General features: G+C 66.9%; 14 protein-coding genes. 5 read left to right on the top strand and 9 right to left on the bottom strand.

All coding sequences use genetic code 11. The annotated features are described in order from the left end of the window. Positions 1 to 28: 28 nt before the first annotated feature. Together ASD37_RS12300 and glpK are read left to right on the top strand one after the other, a co-directional pair. A complete protein-coding gene (locus tag ASD37_RS12300) occupies positions 29 to 793 on the top strand; it encodes an IclR family transcriptional regulator (protein WP_056551261.1) in 765 nt (254 codons plus the stop codon). Beyond that, positions 790 to 2,310, top strand: coding sequence for a glycerol kinase GlpK (gene glpK / locus ASD37_RS12295; RefSeq protein ID WP_082570109.1), 1,521 nt, complete (start codon positions 790 to 792; stop codon positions 2,308 to 2,310). The genes ASD37_RS12300 and glpK overlap by 4 nt, the downstream gene beginning before the upstream one ends. 12 nt (positions 2,311 to 2,322) lie before the next feature. Here the strand turns inward: glpK and ASD37_RS12290 are convergent, their stop codons facing one another. The 6 genes from ASD37_RS12290 to ASD37_RS12265 all read right to left on the bottom strand — a co-directional run bounded on the left by ASD37_RS12290 (position 2,323) and on the right by ASD37_RS12265 (position 8,693). Beyond that, positions 2,323 to 2,946, bottom strand: coding sequence for a TetR/AcrR family transcriptional regulator (locus tag ASD37_RS12290; RefSeq protein WP_056551260.1), 624 nt, complete (start codon positions 2,944 to 2,946; stop codon positions 2,323 to 2,325). 56 nt (positions 2,947 to 3,002) lie between these two features. Further along, a complete protein-coding gene (locus ASD37_RS12285; protein WP_200959884.1) occupies positions 3,003 to 3,641 on the bottom strand; it encodes a class II aldolase/adducin family protein in 639 nt (212 codons plus the stop codon). Further along, positions 3,638 to 4,897: an aminotransferase class III-fold pyridoxal phosphate-dependent enzyme gene (locus tag ASD37_RS12280; RefSeq protein WP_235568128.1), complete on the bottom strand. Its 1,260-nt coding sequence runs from the start codon at positions 4,895 to 4,897 to the stop codon at positions 3,638 to 3,640. Before ASD37_RS12280 ends, ASD37_RS12285 begins: the two co-directional genes overlap by 4 nt. 29 nt (positions 4,898 to 4,926) lie before the next feature. Beyond that, positions 4,927 to 5,925: a carbohydrate kinase family protein gene (locus tag ASD37_RS12275; protein ID WP_056551259.1), complete on the bottom strand. Its 999-nt coding sequence runs from the start codon at positions 5,923 to 5,925 to the stop codon at positions 4,927 to 4,929. Beyond that, positions 5,922 to 7,397 carry an APC family permease gene (locus ASD37_RS12270; RefSeq protein WP_056551258.1) on the bottom strand — a complete coding sequence of 492 codons (1,476 nt, stop codon included), beginning with the start codon at positions 7,395 to 7,397 and terminating at the stop codon, positions 5,922 to 5,924. Before ASD37_RS12270 ends, ASD37_RS12275 begins: the two co-directional genes overlap by 4 nt. Positions 7,398 to 7,598: 201 nt before the next feature. Then, on the bottom strand, positions 7,599 to 8,693 hold the full coding sequence (locus ASD37_RS12265; RefSeq protein WP_056551257.1) for an NmrA family NAD(P)-binding protein: 1,095 nt from the start codon (positions 8,691 to 8,693) through the stop codon (positions 7,599 to 7,601). Positions 8,694 to 8,889: 196 nt separating this feature from the next. On the opposite strand from ASD37_RS12265, the gene ASD37_RS12260 reads away from it, so the two are divergent. Both ASD37_RS12260 and ASD37_RS12255 read left to right on the top strand, forming a co-directional pair. Continuing rightward, on the top strand, positions 8,890 to 9,495 hold the full coding sequence (locus tag ASD37_RS12260) for a helix-turn-helix domain-containing protein (RefSeq protein ID WP_156720911.1): 606 nt from the start codon (positions 8,890 to 8,892) through the stop codon (positions 9,493 to 9,495). A gap of 42 nt (positions 9,496 to 9,537) precedes the next feature. Further along, positions 9,538 to 10,971 carry a cytosine permease gene (locus tag ASD37_RS12255; protein WP_056551255.1) on the top strand — a complete coding sequence of 478 codons (1,434 nt, stop codon included), beginning with the start codon at positions 9,538 to 9,540 and terminating at the stop codon, positions 10,969 to 10,971. A 16-nt stretch (positions 10,972 to 10,987) separates the two neighbouring features. Here the strand turns inward: ASD37_RS12255 and ASD37_RS12250 are convergent, their stop codons facing one another. The 3 genes from ASD37_RS12250 to ASD37_RS12240 all read right to left on the bottom strand — a co-directional run bounded on the left by ASD37_RS12250 (position 10,988) and on the right by ASD37_RS12240 (position 13,582). Further along, the gene (locus tag ASD37_RS12250) at positions 10,988 to 12,175 is read right to left on the bottom strand and encodes an MFS transporter (RefSeq protein WP_056551254.1); all 1,188 of its coding nucleotides are present in this window, start codon (positions 12,173 to 12,175) and stop codon (positions 10,988 to 10,990) included. Positions 12,176 to 12,185: 10 nt separating this feature from the next. Further along, the gene (locus ASD37_RS12245) at positions 12,186 to 13,157 is read right to left on the bottom strand and encodes a zinc-binding alcohol dehydrogenase family protein (protein ID WP_056551253.1); all 972 of its coding nucleotides are present in this window, start codon (positions 13,155 to 13,157) and stop codon (positions 12,186 to 12,188) included. Between the two features lie 176 nt (positions 13,158 to 13,333). Further along, on the bottom strand, positions 13,334 to 13,582 hold the full coding sequence (locus ASD37_RS12240) for a lipopolysaccharide assembly protein LapA domain-containing protein (RefSeq protein WP_056551252.1): 249 nt from the start codon (positions 13,580 to 13,582) through the stop codon (positions 13,334 to 13,336). A 147-nt stretch (positions 13,583 to 13,729) separates the two neighbouring features. Here ASD37_RS12240 and ASD37_RS12235 point away from each other — a divergent pair, with 147 nt between their 5' ends. After that, the gene (locus ASD37_RS12235; RefSeq protein ID WP_235568383.1) at positions 13,730 to 14,626 is read left to right on the top strand and encodes a LysR family transcriptional regulator; all 897 of its coding nucleotides are present in this window, start codon (positions 13,730 to 13,732) and stop codon (positions 14,624 to 14,626) included. Position 14,627 lies beyond the last annotated feature (1 nt).

Genomic DNA, 14,627 nt, shown 5'->3' with positions numbered 1-14,627 from the left:
CAGCTGACTGCCAGAGTGAGGAGCTTCCATGCCAGGCCCAATACAGGCGATCGAGCGCGCCACGGTGATCCTCGACCTCGTCGAGCGAAGCGACAGGCCGATGCAGTTGCGCGAGATCGCCCAGGAGTTGGACCTGTCGAAGACGACCGTCCACGGCATCCTCCAGACCCTGACCGCCTTGGAGTACCTGGACCAGGACCCGGACACGGGCGCCTATTCACTGGGGCCGCGGATGTCCTCGCATGACGTCGTCGAACTCGACGGCAACGACCTGCGCTCTGCGGCCATGCCGTGGGCTGACGGGCTGGCCTCGGACACGGGCTTCGAAGTCCTGATGACGATCGTGCACGATCAGGAGGCCGAAGTCGTTCACCATGTGTTCCGTCCCGACGACAAGCCCCAAACCCTGCGGGTCGGAGAACTGCTTCCTCTGCACGCCACCGGCTGCGGCAAATTGATCCTGGCGTATTCGCCTCTGCGCGAACGACTTCTGCGCAATCTGCCGTTGGATCGCTACACGCGTAGAACGTCGACCAATCGAAGTCGGTTGGCCGCCGTCATCGAGCAGATTCGAGTTGCTGGAGTCGCGACCGGCGACGGCGAGTTCGATCCCGACGTGGCCGACGTGGCAGTTGCGGTGCACGGCGGCAGTCGCTCCAGCGTGGCGGCACTGGCGTTGCACGGTCCGCCGGAAGGTCTGCTGGCGCGCGACGGCACGCCTCGTCCGGAGCCGTTAGCCGCTCTTCGGCTCGCCGCCGTATCGGTGATGCACGCACTCGAGCCCGCCCGGTGAGCAACCAACGCGTGGTGGCGACGATCGACCTGGGCACGACGTCCGCGCGGTGCATGGTGTTCGACCACGGGGGTCGGATGCTGTCGATCGCGCAGCGCGAACAGCGGCAATCCTTCCCACAGCCAGGGTGGGTCGAGCAGGATGCCGCCGAGCTGTGGCGCAACGTGCGCCGGGTCGTGCCCGAGGCGCTAAAGGCGGCGGGGTTGGACACGTCCAATGTCGTCGTTCTTGGCATTGCCAATCAGCGGGAGACGACGGTGGTGTGGGACCGCAGGACGGGCGTGCCGGTGGCTCCGGCGATCACGTGGCAAGACACCAGAACCGGACCGGTGGTCGACCAGCTCGAGCCCCACGCCGACGACTTCCGTCGCATTGCGGGCCTCGACCCGGCGTCCTACTTCGCCGCGCCTCGCCTGCGGTGGCTGCTGGACAACGTCCGCCGCCTGGATTCCCGCGCCCACAAGGGCGAGGTGCTGTTCGGCACCCTCGAGTCGTGGCTGATCTGGAACCTCACCGGCGGTCCCAAGGGAGGCATCCACGTCACCGACGTCACCAACGCCAGCAGAACCCTCCTGATGGACCTGCACACACTGGAGTGGAGTCCGAAACTCATGGCGATACTGGACATTCCGGAAGCGATGATGCCGCGCATCGTGTCCAACTGCGAGGTGTACGCCAACTGCGCCACGGTGCTGCCTGGCGTGCCGATCGCCGCGGCGCTCGGTGACCAGCAGGCGGCCCTCTTCGGTCAAATGTGCTTCGAGCCCAGCGATGCCAAGTGCACGTACGGGACGGGCGCCTTCCTTCTCATGAACGTCGGTACCCAGATCGTCGAATCCAGCAACGGCCTGCTCTCGACCGTCGCGTATGCCGCCCCGGGAGCGGAGCCGATGTATGCCCTGGAGGGCCCCATCGCCGTGGCCGGCTCGCTGGTGCAGTGGTTCCGCGATCAGCTGGGCGTGATCGACACCGCGCCTCAGATCGAGACGCTGGCACGGACAGTCGACGACAACGGTGGCTGCTACATCGTGCCCGCCTTCTCCGGACTGCTTGCCCCACATTGGGATTCGGCGGCACGGGGAATCGTCGTCGGGTTGACGTCCTACATCACCAAGGGTCACCTGGCGCGGGCAGTTCTGGAGGCCACCGTTTGGCAGACGTGGGAGGTGGTCAACGCCATGATGCTCGAGTCAGGAGTGCCCCTGGCGAGGCTGGCCGTCGACGGCGGGATGACCTCGAACCACCTGATGATGCAGTACAACGCCGACGTCCTCAACGTCCCGGTGGTGCGTCCGTTCGTCTCGGAGACGGTGTCGTTGGGCGCGGCGTACTCGGCCGGTCTCGCCGTCGGCTACTGGCCCGATCGTGCTGCGCTGCGGGCGAATCGACACATCGCGGCGGCGTGGTACCCGAACATGGACGCCCGGACCCGCAGGCGTGAGGCAGCGGGCTGGAAGTCAGCGGTCGCGCGGGCGTTGACTCCCGCCGAGGTCGGACTACGCGACGACGGCTCGTGAACGCCGCGTTCGTCACCGCTCGGCGTCGACCGCCTTCTCGTCGATCCGGAAACCGACCGCTTCCAACTGCGCTCGCATCAACTTCTTCTGATACGCGGCGGGCAGACGCTTGGGATACAGCTCGGCGTGCACCGACAATCCGTCGATGACGGCGATGAGCAATTCGGCGACGTCGGCGTCGGTGAGGTCGCTGTCGAGCCGGCCCGCCCCGCGGACGTCGGTGATCAGGATGCGCAACCGGCTCAGCAGGTCGCTGGCGGCGTCGCGCTGAAACTCACGGGAGGTGGGGCTGGAGACTGCGCGCGGCCAGAAGGTCATCTCCATCAGGGTCTCGACCCGGCGTTCGTGGTCGAGTGGGAGGTTCTGCATCAGCATCACCCACAGGCGGCCAAACTCGTCCTTGCCGCGCATGTTCTGCTCGACCCGGTCCAGGAACTCCCGGTGGGTCTTCACCAGGATCGACTGCAGGATGTCGTCCTTGTCCTGGAAGTAGTGGCTGAGAACACCGTTGGAGTACCCCGACTCGAGCGCGATGGCTCGCGTGGTGGTGTGGTCGAGACCGACGTTGTCGATCACCCGGATGGCAGCCTGCAGAATCTCTTCGCGGCGCTCGTCGTGATCGACGATCTTCGGCATCAGGTCCCCTCGGCTCTCCGGCTGTGAACGAGTGTAGGACCCGGCCCGGAGCTCGGTCAGTGACCGTAGGCCAGCCGACTGCTTTGCTCGGCCACCGCGTCGAGGTCGCCGTCGGTGAGCAACGCCGGCGTGCCGAGGCTTCGGGCAGACAGGTAGACGTCGCAGACCCATTCGGTGAGGCAGGCGTGCTCGACGGCCTCGGCCAGAGTTCGTGCGCTGCTGACCGCGCCGTGGTTGCGCATCAGGACGGTGCCATGACCGCGGGCGACCGCCGTGCCCACTGCCTCGGCCAGCTCGTGGGACCCGAACAGCAGATACGGGATGGTCGGGATGCGGCCGCCCAGCCGGAGCAGGTTGTAGTGCACCAGCGGCATCTCGTCGCACACCAGGCCGACCGCGACCGAGCTGCGGCCGTGGGTGTGGACGACGGCCTCGGCATCCGAGCGTTGGTAGATCCCGAGGTGCAGGCCCGTCTCCGAGGACGGCTGAGCACCGTCGACGACGTCCCCGGCGAGGGTGACGACGGTGACGTCGTCGGCCTCCGCGGTCTCGAAACGCATTCCGCCACGGGTGATCAGGACGTGGTCACCGGACCGCACGCTCACGTTGCCCGCGCCGGCCAACGCGACACCGTGAGCGGCCAATTCGCGGCACCGTTGCGCCACGTCGACGCGTAACGCCTGCAGGTCGGTCACGGCTGCGGGTACCGGGCTCGAAGCGCACCGAACGCGCCGTCGAGACCGGTGAGCGCCATGTCCAGGTCGGCGTCGGTCATCGCGGCGGAGACGAACCAGTTGTGCTTGGGGTGGACGTACACCCCGCGTGCCTGTGCTTCGGCGCTGAATGCGACGGACAATTCGTAGTCGGAATCGTTGGCGAACAACAGGTTCGGCATCTGGGCGGGTCCGGTGTAGTGCACGTCGAAGCCCCACCTCGAGGCGCTCTCAACGATGCCGGTGCGCAACTGCTGGCCGAGGTCGCGCATCCGGGACACTGCGCCACGACTGGCGAGTTCGGTGATGGTGGCCAAGCCGGCGGCCATGTCGACGGCTCCCATCCAGAACGAGCCGGTGACGAAGATGCCGCCCGCCGCGTCGCGGTAGCGGTCGGTGCCGGTGACCGCGGCGAGGGCGTACCCGTTGGCGATCGACTTGCTCCACGGCGTCAGATCCACCTGCACGCCAAGGGGTTCCCAGCTGCCACCGTGATGGATCCGGAAGCCGGCGCGCACGTCGTCGAGGATGAGCGCCGCACCGATCTCGTCGCAATAGGCCCGGACGTCCCTGGCGAAGGTCGGGTCGACGAGCTCCTGGTCGAACCCGGCGTCATGCCGGAAGGGGCTGACGATGACCGCGGCGACGTCGTCGGCGTGCTCGCCGACGGCGGCGCGGATCGACTCAATGTCGTTGAACTGGAACTGCAGCAGGTTGGCGCGGTCCGCGGCCGTGACGCCCGCCGGGAACGGGGTGCACCAGGGCGCGGCGCCGTGGTAGGCGCCCTCGGCGACCAGGATCATCGTGCGGCCGGTCGCGGCGCGCGCGATCGTGCAGCACATCGTGGTCGCATCGGTGCCGTTCTTGGCGAACATCGCCCAGTCGGCGTCCGCGACGGCGGCGACCATGGCCTCGGCCAGCTCCACCATGACCGGAGCGGGGCCGTTGAGGCAATCACCCTGTCGGCGTTGCCGTTCCGCCGCCTCCTCGACTACCGGGTCACCATGGCCGAGTATCACCGGACCCCAGCTGCACATGAGGTCGACGTACTCGTTGCCGTCGACGTCCCACAGGCGTGCTCCTTTCGACCGCGCGATGTACTGCGGGATCGCCGGCAACACGTTCATGTTTTGGTGGCCGTACATGCCGTTGGGTACGACGGCCCTGGCGCGGCGGCGCAGCTCGGTGTCGGCGCTGCGCTGGCGCTGATCGGTGGTGACGTCGACGTTCGTGGTCACGATATCTCCTCTAAGACAATCGATCTGGTCTACGCGTCGAGCGCGATGGTCGTTCGGTCCGCGACGAGGCCCTCGATGCGGCGGCCGGCCTCGGGGTTGAAGTCCGAGATCAGTGCCAGTACGCCGGCGAGGTCGACGATGCCGGCGTCGGAACCGAGCCCTGAAGCGACGAGTGCGCCACAAGCCGAGCCGATGAGAGCGGCGTCCTCGAAGGTACATCCCGACAGCACGCCGGTGATCATGCCCGCGTTGAACGAGTCTCCGCACCCGGTGGTGTCGACGACGGTCGTGGGCAGCGCGGGTACCGACACGGGTTCGGCGTCGGGACGTAGCAGGAGGGCGCCGTCTTCACCGACAGTGACGGCGACGGCATCGACCCCGCGGTCGAACAGGACCCGGGCGGCGTCGACGAGGTCGTCGATTCCGGTCAGCCCGCGCAGCTGCTGATCGTTGGGCATGAACCAGTCGACCAGCGGCAACAGCGGGGTCAGCAGTTCGAGCGTCTCGGGTCGTCCTGGATAGAGCAGGTCGACGAAGATCGGTATCCCGGCGGCATGTACTCCTCCGAGGAGCGCGATGCCGTCCGAATTCATAAGTGACGGAGTCGTTTCGGGGCCTCCGAAGAGCACGGCGTCGGCGTCGAGCAGGGCCGCACCGTCGACGTCGGCAGCGTGCAGGGAAGCCATGGTGCCCGGGACGTGTAGCGCGGGGCGTTCGCCGTTCGGCCGGATCGGAAGAATGGTGGCCGCCGTCTTCTCCCCGCGACGCGTCACCAGCCCCGCGGTGTCGATCCCGTGTTCCTGGAGCTGGGTGATCAGGAGCCGGCCGAGGACGTCGTCGCCGATGGCGCCGAAGGAGGACACCGCGACGCCGAGCTTCGCCAGGTCGACGGCTGCGCCGCCGCCAGTTCCGGCCACGGTGACTCGGATCTCGTCGAGGACGACGCTGCCCTGGCCCGGCGGTATCTCCGACACCGGACGGCCCAGGACGTCGACGAGATGTGGTCCGATGACGGCGACTGTGCTCACGGCTGGGCTCGATCCGTGGGCGCCGGTGCGGGGTCGAAGTCGACGACGAGGTCGCGGCGGCGGTGGTACACGACGAGGCCGATCACGAATGCCAACGGAATGGTCCAGGGCAACAGGTTGGGCACGGTGTCCTCGGTGCCGGTCAGCACGGAGTAGTTGGCGATGATCAAACCGGTGGCCGTCAGCAGCCCGACCGCGCCAATGGCCGGCGCTATCAACGTCTTCCAGAGCCGGCGGTCCTTGCGCTTGCGGAAGAACACCACGACCGTGACGGCAACGGCACCCTGCATCGCGACGATGCCGACGGTGAACAGGCCGCCCAGGCTGGTGTAGACGCCGAGGTAGGGGTCAGCTCCGAGGATCACGAAGGCGGCGACCAGCACGGCGGTCAGGACCGAAAGGGCCTCGCTGGCGCGGGCCGGTCCCTGGTACTTGGAATGCAGTGCCCCAAGGAATCTCGGCATCGTGCCCTGCGTGCCCATGGTCTGCAGGTAGCGCGTCGTCGCGTTGTGCAGGGCCACCAGCGACGCCAGGACGCTGGTGAGGAAGAAGATCTGCATCAGGGTGGTCAGCACGGTTCCGCCCTGCTCGCCCGACAGGGTGAACAGCAGGTCGCCCTGCGCCTTCTCCGTGACGGGCACGATCTGGTCGACGCCGACGGAGCCGACGATGAGCCACACCGTGAGGAAGTAGAACACCGAGATGACGCCGACGCAGAGATAGATCGCGCGTGGCACGGTCTTGCCGGGGTTGCGTGCCTCGTTGGCGTAGATGACCGCGGATTCGATGCCGATGAAGGAGGTGAAGGCGATCATCAGGGCGGGCCCGACGCTGCCGGAGAACACCTGCTTGGGGGAGAAGACGTCCAGGGGAAGGGCCGACAGTCCACTGTGGGAAAGGATCAGGATGTCGAGCACGATCAGCATCGCGAACTCCGCGACGATCATGACCAGCAGCACCTTCGCGCTCAGGTCGGCGGCGTAGCGACCGATCGTCCCGACGATGACCATGGCGACGATCGAATACAGCCACCAGGGCAAGTGCAGTCCGTGCCCTGCGGCGATCACGTCGGCGAAGTACCCGGCGGCGGCGGTGATGGCGATGGTTCCCGACCCGTACGCAAGGGTGGTTGCGTAGGCCGCGCCGAGGCCGGCACCGGGTCCGAATCCGGCGTGCACGTAGCGGGCGAAGCCCCCGCCGCCGGGGACGGCTCGGTTGATGGCGACGTATCCGGCCGCGAAGCAGGCCAGGACCAGTCCTGCCACCAGGAAGATGATGGGCAGACCTGCGCCGTTGCCTAGCGTGAAGCCGATCGGCGTGTTGCCGATGACCGATCCCAGTGGTGCGGCGCAGGCGATGACGAGCAGTGCAACCCGCCCCGTGCCGAGGTTCGCCTTGAACTGAGTCGGCCCGCCGGTGGATTGGGTGTCTGTGGACGCCGTGTCGGCAGCGTCCGGTGCGTGTGCTGACATTCGAGCTCTCCCAAGGGATCTCGCAGGGCTTCATGCCGGATTGGCCTCGTGCGTTCCGGTTCGTCGATGACCTGGATCGCACGCTTCTTCGGAACAGTAGACGGACGTCCGAAATAGAACAAGGGCTGTCGGGCCTGTTAACCGGATGGAAACGCGACCGAATTCGGAGTCGGGGGACGAAGGCAGGCTGCTACGCCGTCGTCACAGCCGACCGGTCCGCAGGTCGGCGCTACTCTTGAGGACCGCGGACTCGAGCGTCCAGTTCTCGGCCTGGACCCGCTCCCACAGGCCGCCCTTGCCGAGCCGTCGTCCCTCGAGGTCTTCGCGCTGGAACCATTCCGCGGCGGTCTTGATCCTGGTGGGGTGGATTTGATCGAGGAGAGCGTAGTTTCGCGTGATCTTGCGGTTCTTCCACAGGTTCCAGAAGCCGTTGAAGTTGTCTCCGAAGCTCATGGTGCTCTTGTCGGCAGGGTCGGCGTTGTAGCCAGCCGGCTGATCGGCGAACCCCGCCATCGGGCCGTTCCAATACTCGTCGAGGCCAACGCCGACGTACTGCGCGGGATGTCCGCTCACGGCCTGGAACGCCGCCGCCAGCTCGTCGTAGGTGATGTCCGCGATGGCGACTTCCAAGTCCATGCCGTTGGCCGTGTCCGGATGGTCGAAGAGCCACCGAACGTAGAAACCACAATCGTCCAGCGCCACATGAGGAATGGCGCCCCCGCCGAGGGGTACGCGCCACGTGACGACACCGTCCTCCACCGAAGGGGTCATGGGTGTCAGCGGCGAGATGGCCATTTCGATGTACGGGCCCGATGTGAAGATGGCCGCACCCATGCGCTCGCCGTTGGCCTGATTTTGGAATCGGACCCACTCGGCCATGCGGCCCTTGCCGTCGTAGTGACCGGTCCGAAAGGCCGAGTCGTACCCTGACTTCTTGAGTGCATAGTCGAGATTGCCGTAGACGTAGAACTTGACGCCCTCCTCGATGGCGATCTCGTAACTGCGGGCAGCCCAGTACATCTCGGTCTTCTCGCCAGTGTTGAAGCCGTCGATGTTGACGTACGCGCCGTCGCATCCGCGAAAACCCTCGTGCAGCGTGTCGTCGTCGGCGAACGACCCCTCGACGAGTTCGACGTTTCCGAGGGAAAGCAGTGACTGCGCTCGCGGTGACGTCGCGTCGCGAGTCAGGACTCGCACGGAGTACTTCTGGTCTGCCACCAGGTCGCGCACGATGGGCAGCCCCTGCGCGCCGGTACCGCCGATGACGAAGATGGTCGAGGTGTGGTGGCTGGACACGGGAAGGCTCCTCCAGTGTTCGTTTCACGGCGCCGTCGTCTGGTCCGACGGACAACCTCGAGCACCGGCTCTCACGCTAGACTAGAAAATAAAGCAACACAACGACTAAAAGTAGTAAATGGACGAAATAGTGCACCAGGGTTAACGTGGGGCCGTGTCGGTGCGGAAGTCCTATAACCAGAACTGTCCGGTGGCCATGGGTCTGGACGTGCTCGGCGAGCGGTGGACCTTGCTGATCCTGCGCGAGCTGCTCGGCGGCCCGCGGCGCTACAGCGATCTGCGCAGCGAGTTGCCCGGCATTGCCACGAATCTGCTGGCCGAGCGACTGCGTGGGTTGGAGAACGCAGGCCTGGTGGAACGCCGCGAGCTACCTGCGCCCGTTGCTCGCACCGTGTACTCACTCAGTCGCGAGGGATGGCGAACGGTTCCTCCGGTCATCCTGGCCATGGCCAACTTCGGGCTTGGGCTGATGGATCTGGCGGATCACGTCGACACTCCGTTGAACGGATTCCTCGCCGCGGTGGCGCTTGGCTTTCAGCCGAGCAAGGGCGGTGACGTGGATGCGACGTACCGCCTCGTCGTCGACGGGCGTGCCTTCGACTTCGCCCTGCGCCACGGTGGCATGGGGGCCGCTGACGACGCGAAAACCGTGACCGTCCACGCCACGGCAGTGGACCTGATCACCGCACGCACCGCCACCCAGGCGGCGAAGCGCAAATCGGCCCTGCGACGGGTGACCTTCGAGGGTGATCCCGGCGCGGTGAGGACTTTTCGGGAAGTATTCAACCTGTCCTCGGACTGACCCGTGCGACCCTAATCGTGACTTCACGGAGGAGGAGCGTTCATGAAAGACCGTCTCGCAACGGATTCCGCTCTCGCGATGGAACGCCGCACGATCGAGGTCATCCCCGACGACGAGCGCCACGGGACGCCGCTCAACCAGTTCACCCTGTGGTTTGGCGCCAACATGCAGATCACCGCCATCGTCGACGGTGCACTGGCCGTCGTGTTCGGCGCAGACGCGATCTGGGCCATCGTCGGGTTGCTCATCGGCAACGTGCTGGGCGGAATCGTGATGGCTTTGCACTCGGCCCAGGGCCCGCGACTCGGACTGCCGCAAATGATCTCCAGCCGCGCGCAATTCGGCGTGTACGGCGCCGTCGTGCCACTGCTACTGGTCGTCCTGATGTATCTGGGCTTCGCCGCAACCGGCACCGTCCTGGCCGGTCAGGCAATCGGACACATCCTGCACTCCGACAACGTGGCGGTCGGCATCGTCGTATTCGGCGTGCTCACCGCCGTGGTGGCGGTGACCGGATACCGGCTGATTCACACCGTCGGACGGGTGGCCTCCGTCGTCGGGATCATCGGTTTCACCTACCTGGCGATCCGGCTGTTCACCGACTACGACGTCGCGTCGGTCATGGGTGTGAAGCCGTTCGACTTCGCCACCTTCCTGCTCGCCATTTCACTCGGGGCGGGGTGGCAGCTGACCTTCGGGCCGTACGTCGCGGACTACTCCCGCTATCTGCCCCGCACGACCAGTGGTCGCGCCACCTTTTGGTCCACGCTTGCCGGCACCGTCATCGGGTCCTCGTGGTCCATGGCGTTCGGTGCGCTGATTGCCGCTGTCGCCGGTGACGCCTTCCTCGACGACCAGGTCGGGTTCGTCGGTGGTCTGGCCGGTCCTTCCTTCGTCGCGGTTCTGATCTACCTCGTCATCGTGATCGGCAAGTTGACGATCAACTGCTTGAACGCCTACGGCGGGTTCATGTCGATCCTCACCGCGGTGACCGCATTCAACGGTCAGACCCGCGTCTCCTCGGCCGCCCGCGCCGCCTACATCGTGGGATTCACCGCCGTCTCGGTGCTGATCGCGCTCGCGGCCAGCGCCGATTTCCTGGCCAACTTCAAGAACTTCATCCTCACGTTGCTGATGGTCTTCACCCCGTGGAGCGCGATCAACCTCATCGACTACTACCTGGTCTCCCGGGAACGCGTCGACGTCCCCGCGCTCTACAACCCCGGAGGCCGATACGGGCGATGGAACGCAACGGCGTTGGGCTGCTACGTGTTCGGCATCGTGGCGCAGATTCCGTTTCTCGCCCAGGCGCTGTACACCGGGCCCGTCACCGGGATGCTTGGCGGCGCCGACGTTTCCTGGATCGTGGGTTTGGTCGTCACGGCCGCGATCTACTACCCAGTGGCTCGGCGTACCAGCAACCCGCCAGAGTCGATGATCTACCCCGAGCACGTCAACGGGTCGAGAACGGGGTAGCGCTACCAGCCGGTGTTTACCGTTGGCGCGGCACGAAAACCGAAGCGGTGAGCACGATTAGCGATGCCGTGGCCAGCATGGCTCCCACGGCCGCGGGCGCGGTGTAGCCGTAGCCGGCGGCGATCACCAGACCGCCAAGCCAGGCGCCCGCGGCGTTGCCGATGTTGAGAGCGCAGTGGGTGAGCGCGCCGGCGAGCGTCCGGGCGTCGGCGGCGACGTCCATCAACCGGGTCTGGAGTGCCGGGGTGAAGGCGGCGCTGGTCGCTCCGATGAGGAACAGCACCGGCAGCGCCGTGTACGTCCGGTGCGACGCGGCGATGAAGATCGCGAGCACGACGGCTTGGGCGCCCATCGACAGGTAGAGCGCGCGCATCACCGACCGGTGGGCGAGTTGGCCGCCGACCAGGTTGCCGACGACCATGCCGACGCCGAAGACGACGAGCGCCACCGGCACCAAAGTCCTTGGCAATCCGGCGACGTCGGTGAGTGTCGTGCTGATGTAGGTGTAGACGGCGAACATGCCACCGAAGCCGACCATTCCGACGACGAGCGCCAGCCAGACCTGCACGCGCTTGAGCGCGCCGAGCTCGGTGAGCACGCTGGTGATCTGCATCGAACGCAGGTCCGGCATCCATCGCCAGATTGCGGTGAGCGTTGCCACCCCCACGGCCACCACCAAGGCGAATGCGCAGCGCCAACCCCACGTCTGCCCGAGCCAGGAGGCAACCGGAACACCGACCACCGTGGCCACCGTCTGTCCGGCCATCACGTTGGCGACCGCCTTGGCCTGCTGGCCCGGTCCCATGAGGTGCGCCGCGACGAGTGCGGCCACGCCGAAGAAGGCGCCGTGCGGCAGGCCGCTGACGAGGCGCGCGACCACCAGTAGGGGGTACGACGGGGCCAGGACGGTGGCGAAGTTGCCGACGGTGAACACGGTCATCAGCGCGACGAGCAGCGTCTTGCGCGGGACGCGGGCGGAGAGCGCGGTCAGGACGGGAGCGCCGACGACGACGCCGAGAGCGTAGGCCGAGATGGCATGTCCCGCAGTCGGTTCGGAAATACCGAAGCCGGAGGCGATCTCGGGCAGCAACCCCATCGAGGCGAATTCGGCTGTGCCGATGCCGAACCCGCCCAGTGCCAACGCGAAGACGGCGAGCCGACGGGTGGTGGTCTCCGATGAGGTGTCGAGCGCGATCACGGTCAGCCCTCGGACGTCAGGGGTGCAGGACGATGCGGCCGGACGTGCCCGCAGCCACCGCCTGATAGGCCAGCGGTGCGTCGTCGAGACCGTAGGTACGCGCGACCGGCAGTGGTCGGAACGCCCCCGATTCGAAGTACGGGGTCAGCTCGGACAGCAGCGCACCCGCGGCGACGACGCCGAGCTTGGTGCTGTCGACGCCCAGCAGCCGGGTTTCGTTGCGGTAGAAGTCGATCAGGTCGAGGGTGACGGCCCGGCCACCGACGGCACTGATCGCGACCATTCGGCCGCGGGGCGCGACGCTGGCCAGTGCCGCGGCGGTGGTGACGCCACCGATGGCGTCGTACACCACGTCCGCGCCGCGGCCTCCGGTTTCCTCCCGGATGCGCGTGGCGACGTCGTCGGGGCCCTCGAGTGAGACGAACGCGTCGACGTACTTGGCGGCTGGGCTGTCGGCGCGCGGGGGAGTGCGGCCGACGCCGATCACTCGGGCGCCGCGGGCAGCGGCAATCTGGGCGACCGCGCCGCCGACCCCTCCGGACACTCCGAACACTGCGATGGTCTCGTCTGTGGCCAGCTCTGCGGTCTGGATGGCGCCAAGCCACGCAGTGACGAAATGGACGCCGGCAGTGGCGGCTTCGTCGAAACTCAGCCCGGCGGGCATGCGCACCAGGGCGTCGACGGGCACCGCGAGAAGCTCGGCATGTGATCCGTCTCTGGAAAATCCGATGTCGCCGCCAGTGCCCCACACTTCGACGCCAACCCAATCGGTGGGCCCGTCGACGACGACGCCGGCGAAGTCCCGGCCAGGAACGCGGGGCAGCACGGTCGACGGAAACGCCCCGCCTACGTTCTTGACGTCGGACGGGTTGATCGACGCCGCCTTGACGGCGATCACGGCCTGGTCGTCGGTGGCGACGGGATCGGCGGCGTGGCGGACCGTCAAGACCTCGGGTGTGCCGAAGTGGTCGAAGTGCAAGGCGCGCATGGTGTGGGCCCTTCCTATGGAGAGGTACTCCAAGCATCGCCCGTTTACATCATCACGTCCAACGAACAAAATCGATATGCTTCATCGCATATGAAGATATGTACTCGCCGCATGCGCAAAGGGCCGCGGACCCGAAGTGGGTTCACGGCCCCCGGCCGGTGGTCGTCGTGAGCGTGTCAGCGGACTGCGCGGCGCAGGCGAATCGCAGCACTGACGACGAGTGCGATGACCGCGCCGACGACTGCCGCACCGAGCAGCGCAATGCCCTGTGCCAGATCGAAGTTCCACGCGACGAAGTTGATCTTGGTGTGAATCGTGTTCTGCAGGACGAAGATCACCAGGGCGATGGCGAGCAAAGTGGCGACGACGAGCGCGAACTTGGCGGTAAACCCGACTCGCGGACGATTCGTGGTGGTGCTGGTCATGGTGGATCCCCTTTTCTAGGGTGGGAAGGCTGCGTGCAGCTGTCTTGGCAAAGGTGTAGTCGGCAGCCGCGGACGAAAGCGAACGGATCGGGACGATGATCTGTTTCACACCGTGAACATGTTTGCGAGGGGGAATCAGTCGTGGAGATGCGTCAGCTCGAGTACTTCGTGGCCGTCGCCGACGAGCTGAGCTTCTCCCGCGGTGCGGCCCGGGTTCACGTGGTGCAATCGGCAGTGTCGAGTGCCATTGCCAAGCTGGAACGCGACCTCGGCGTCACCCTCATCGACCGGTCGCGGCTACGCATCACACTGACGGCGCCGGGTGCGGCCTTCCTCGTCGAGGCCCGTGCGACCCTCGACGCCGCGCGGCGCGCCCGCGAGACTGCGGCGTCGTTCGACGGACAGCTCAGCGGCACCGTCGACCTTGGCACCCTGCAGTCCACGGGCAGCATCGACGTGCCCGCGGTGCTCAGCTGGTTCCACGACACCCACCCCCTGGTGTCGGTGCGGTTGCGCCAGAGCGTCGGCGGATCGTCGGATCACCTGGCAGCCGTCGCCGACGGGTCGATGGATCTCGCGCTCGTCGCGCTGACCGGCCGAGCCCCGAACGGAGTGACGACCCGCGTGCTGAACAGTGAGCCGCTGCTGTTCGTCTGCTGGCCTGGCCATCGGCTGGCCGACGGCGACCACGTCGTCCCGGCGGATCTCGCCGCGGAGACCGTCGTCCGCTACCCAAGAGGCTGGGGAGTTCGGCGACTGACCGACGAGGCCTTCGCCGACGCGGGGGTCGACCCAGCCGCGCCCTACGAGGTCAGCGACTACCGCACCGCGGCAGGCCTGGTGCGACACCGGTTGGGCGTCACGCTGATGCCGGCGACGGAAGCCGCACGACTAGACGATCTGCGCGTGCTTCCGCTCGAACCGGCCGTCACGTGGAACGTGCACCTGGCGACGGCCGGACCACAACGCGCGTCCGCCGTGGCCCGCGCCCTGGCACAGGCGTTCGTCGACGACGCCGAGCGCCGATCGGCCACCGGCACGTAAC

The organism is Mycobacterium sp. Root135 (assembly GCF_001426545.1).
Taxonomy (GTDB): Bacteria; Actinomycetota; Actinomycetes; order Mycobacteriales; family Mycobacteriaceae; genus Mycobacterium.
This window is presented reverse-complemented; position numbering and strand designations above follow the sequence as displayed.

Coding starts and splice junctions, on each gene's coding strand:
- ASD37_RS12300 (WP_056551261.1), top strand. CDS start 29: ATGCCAGGCCCAATACAGGCGATCGAGCGCGCCACGGTGATCCTCGAC.
- ASD37_RS12290 (WP_056551260.1), bottom strand. CDS start 2,946: ATGCCGAAGATCGTCGATCACGACGAGCGCCGCGAAGAGATTCTGCAG.
- ASD37_RS12270 (WP_056551258.1), bottom strand. CDS start 7,397: ATGTCAGCACACGCACCGGACGCTGCCGACACGGCGTCCACAGACACC.
- ASD37_RS12260 (WP_156720911.1), top strand. CDS start 8,890: ATGGGTCTGGACGTGCTCGGCGAGCGGTGGACCTTGCTGATCCTGCGC.
- ASD37_RS12255 (WP_056551255.1), top strand. CDS start 9,538: ATGAAAGACCGTCTCGCAACGGATTCCGCTCTCGCGATGGAACGCCGC.
- ASD37_RS12245 (WP_056551253.1), bottom strand. CDS start 13,157: ATGCGCGCCTTGCACTTCGACCACTTCGGCACACCCGAGGTCTTGACG.
- ASD37_RS12240 (WP_056551252.1), bottom strand. CDS start 13,582: ATGACCAGCACCACCACGAATCGTCCGCGAGTCGGGTTTACCGCCAAG.
- ASD37_RS12235 (WP_235568383.1), top strand. CDS start 13,730: ATGCGTCAGCTCGAGTACTTCGTGGCCGTCGCCGACGAGCTGAGCTTC.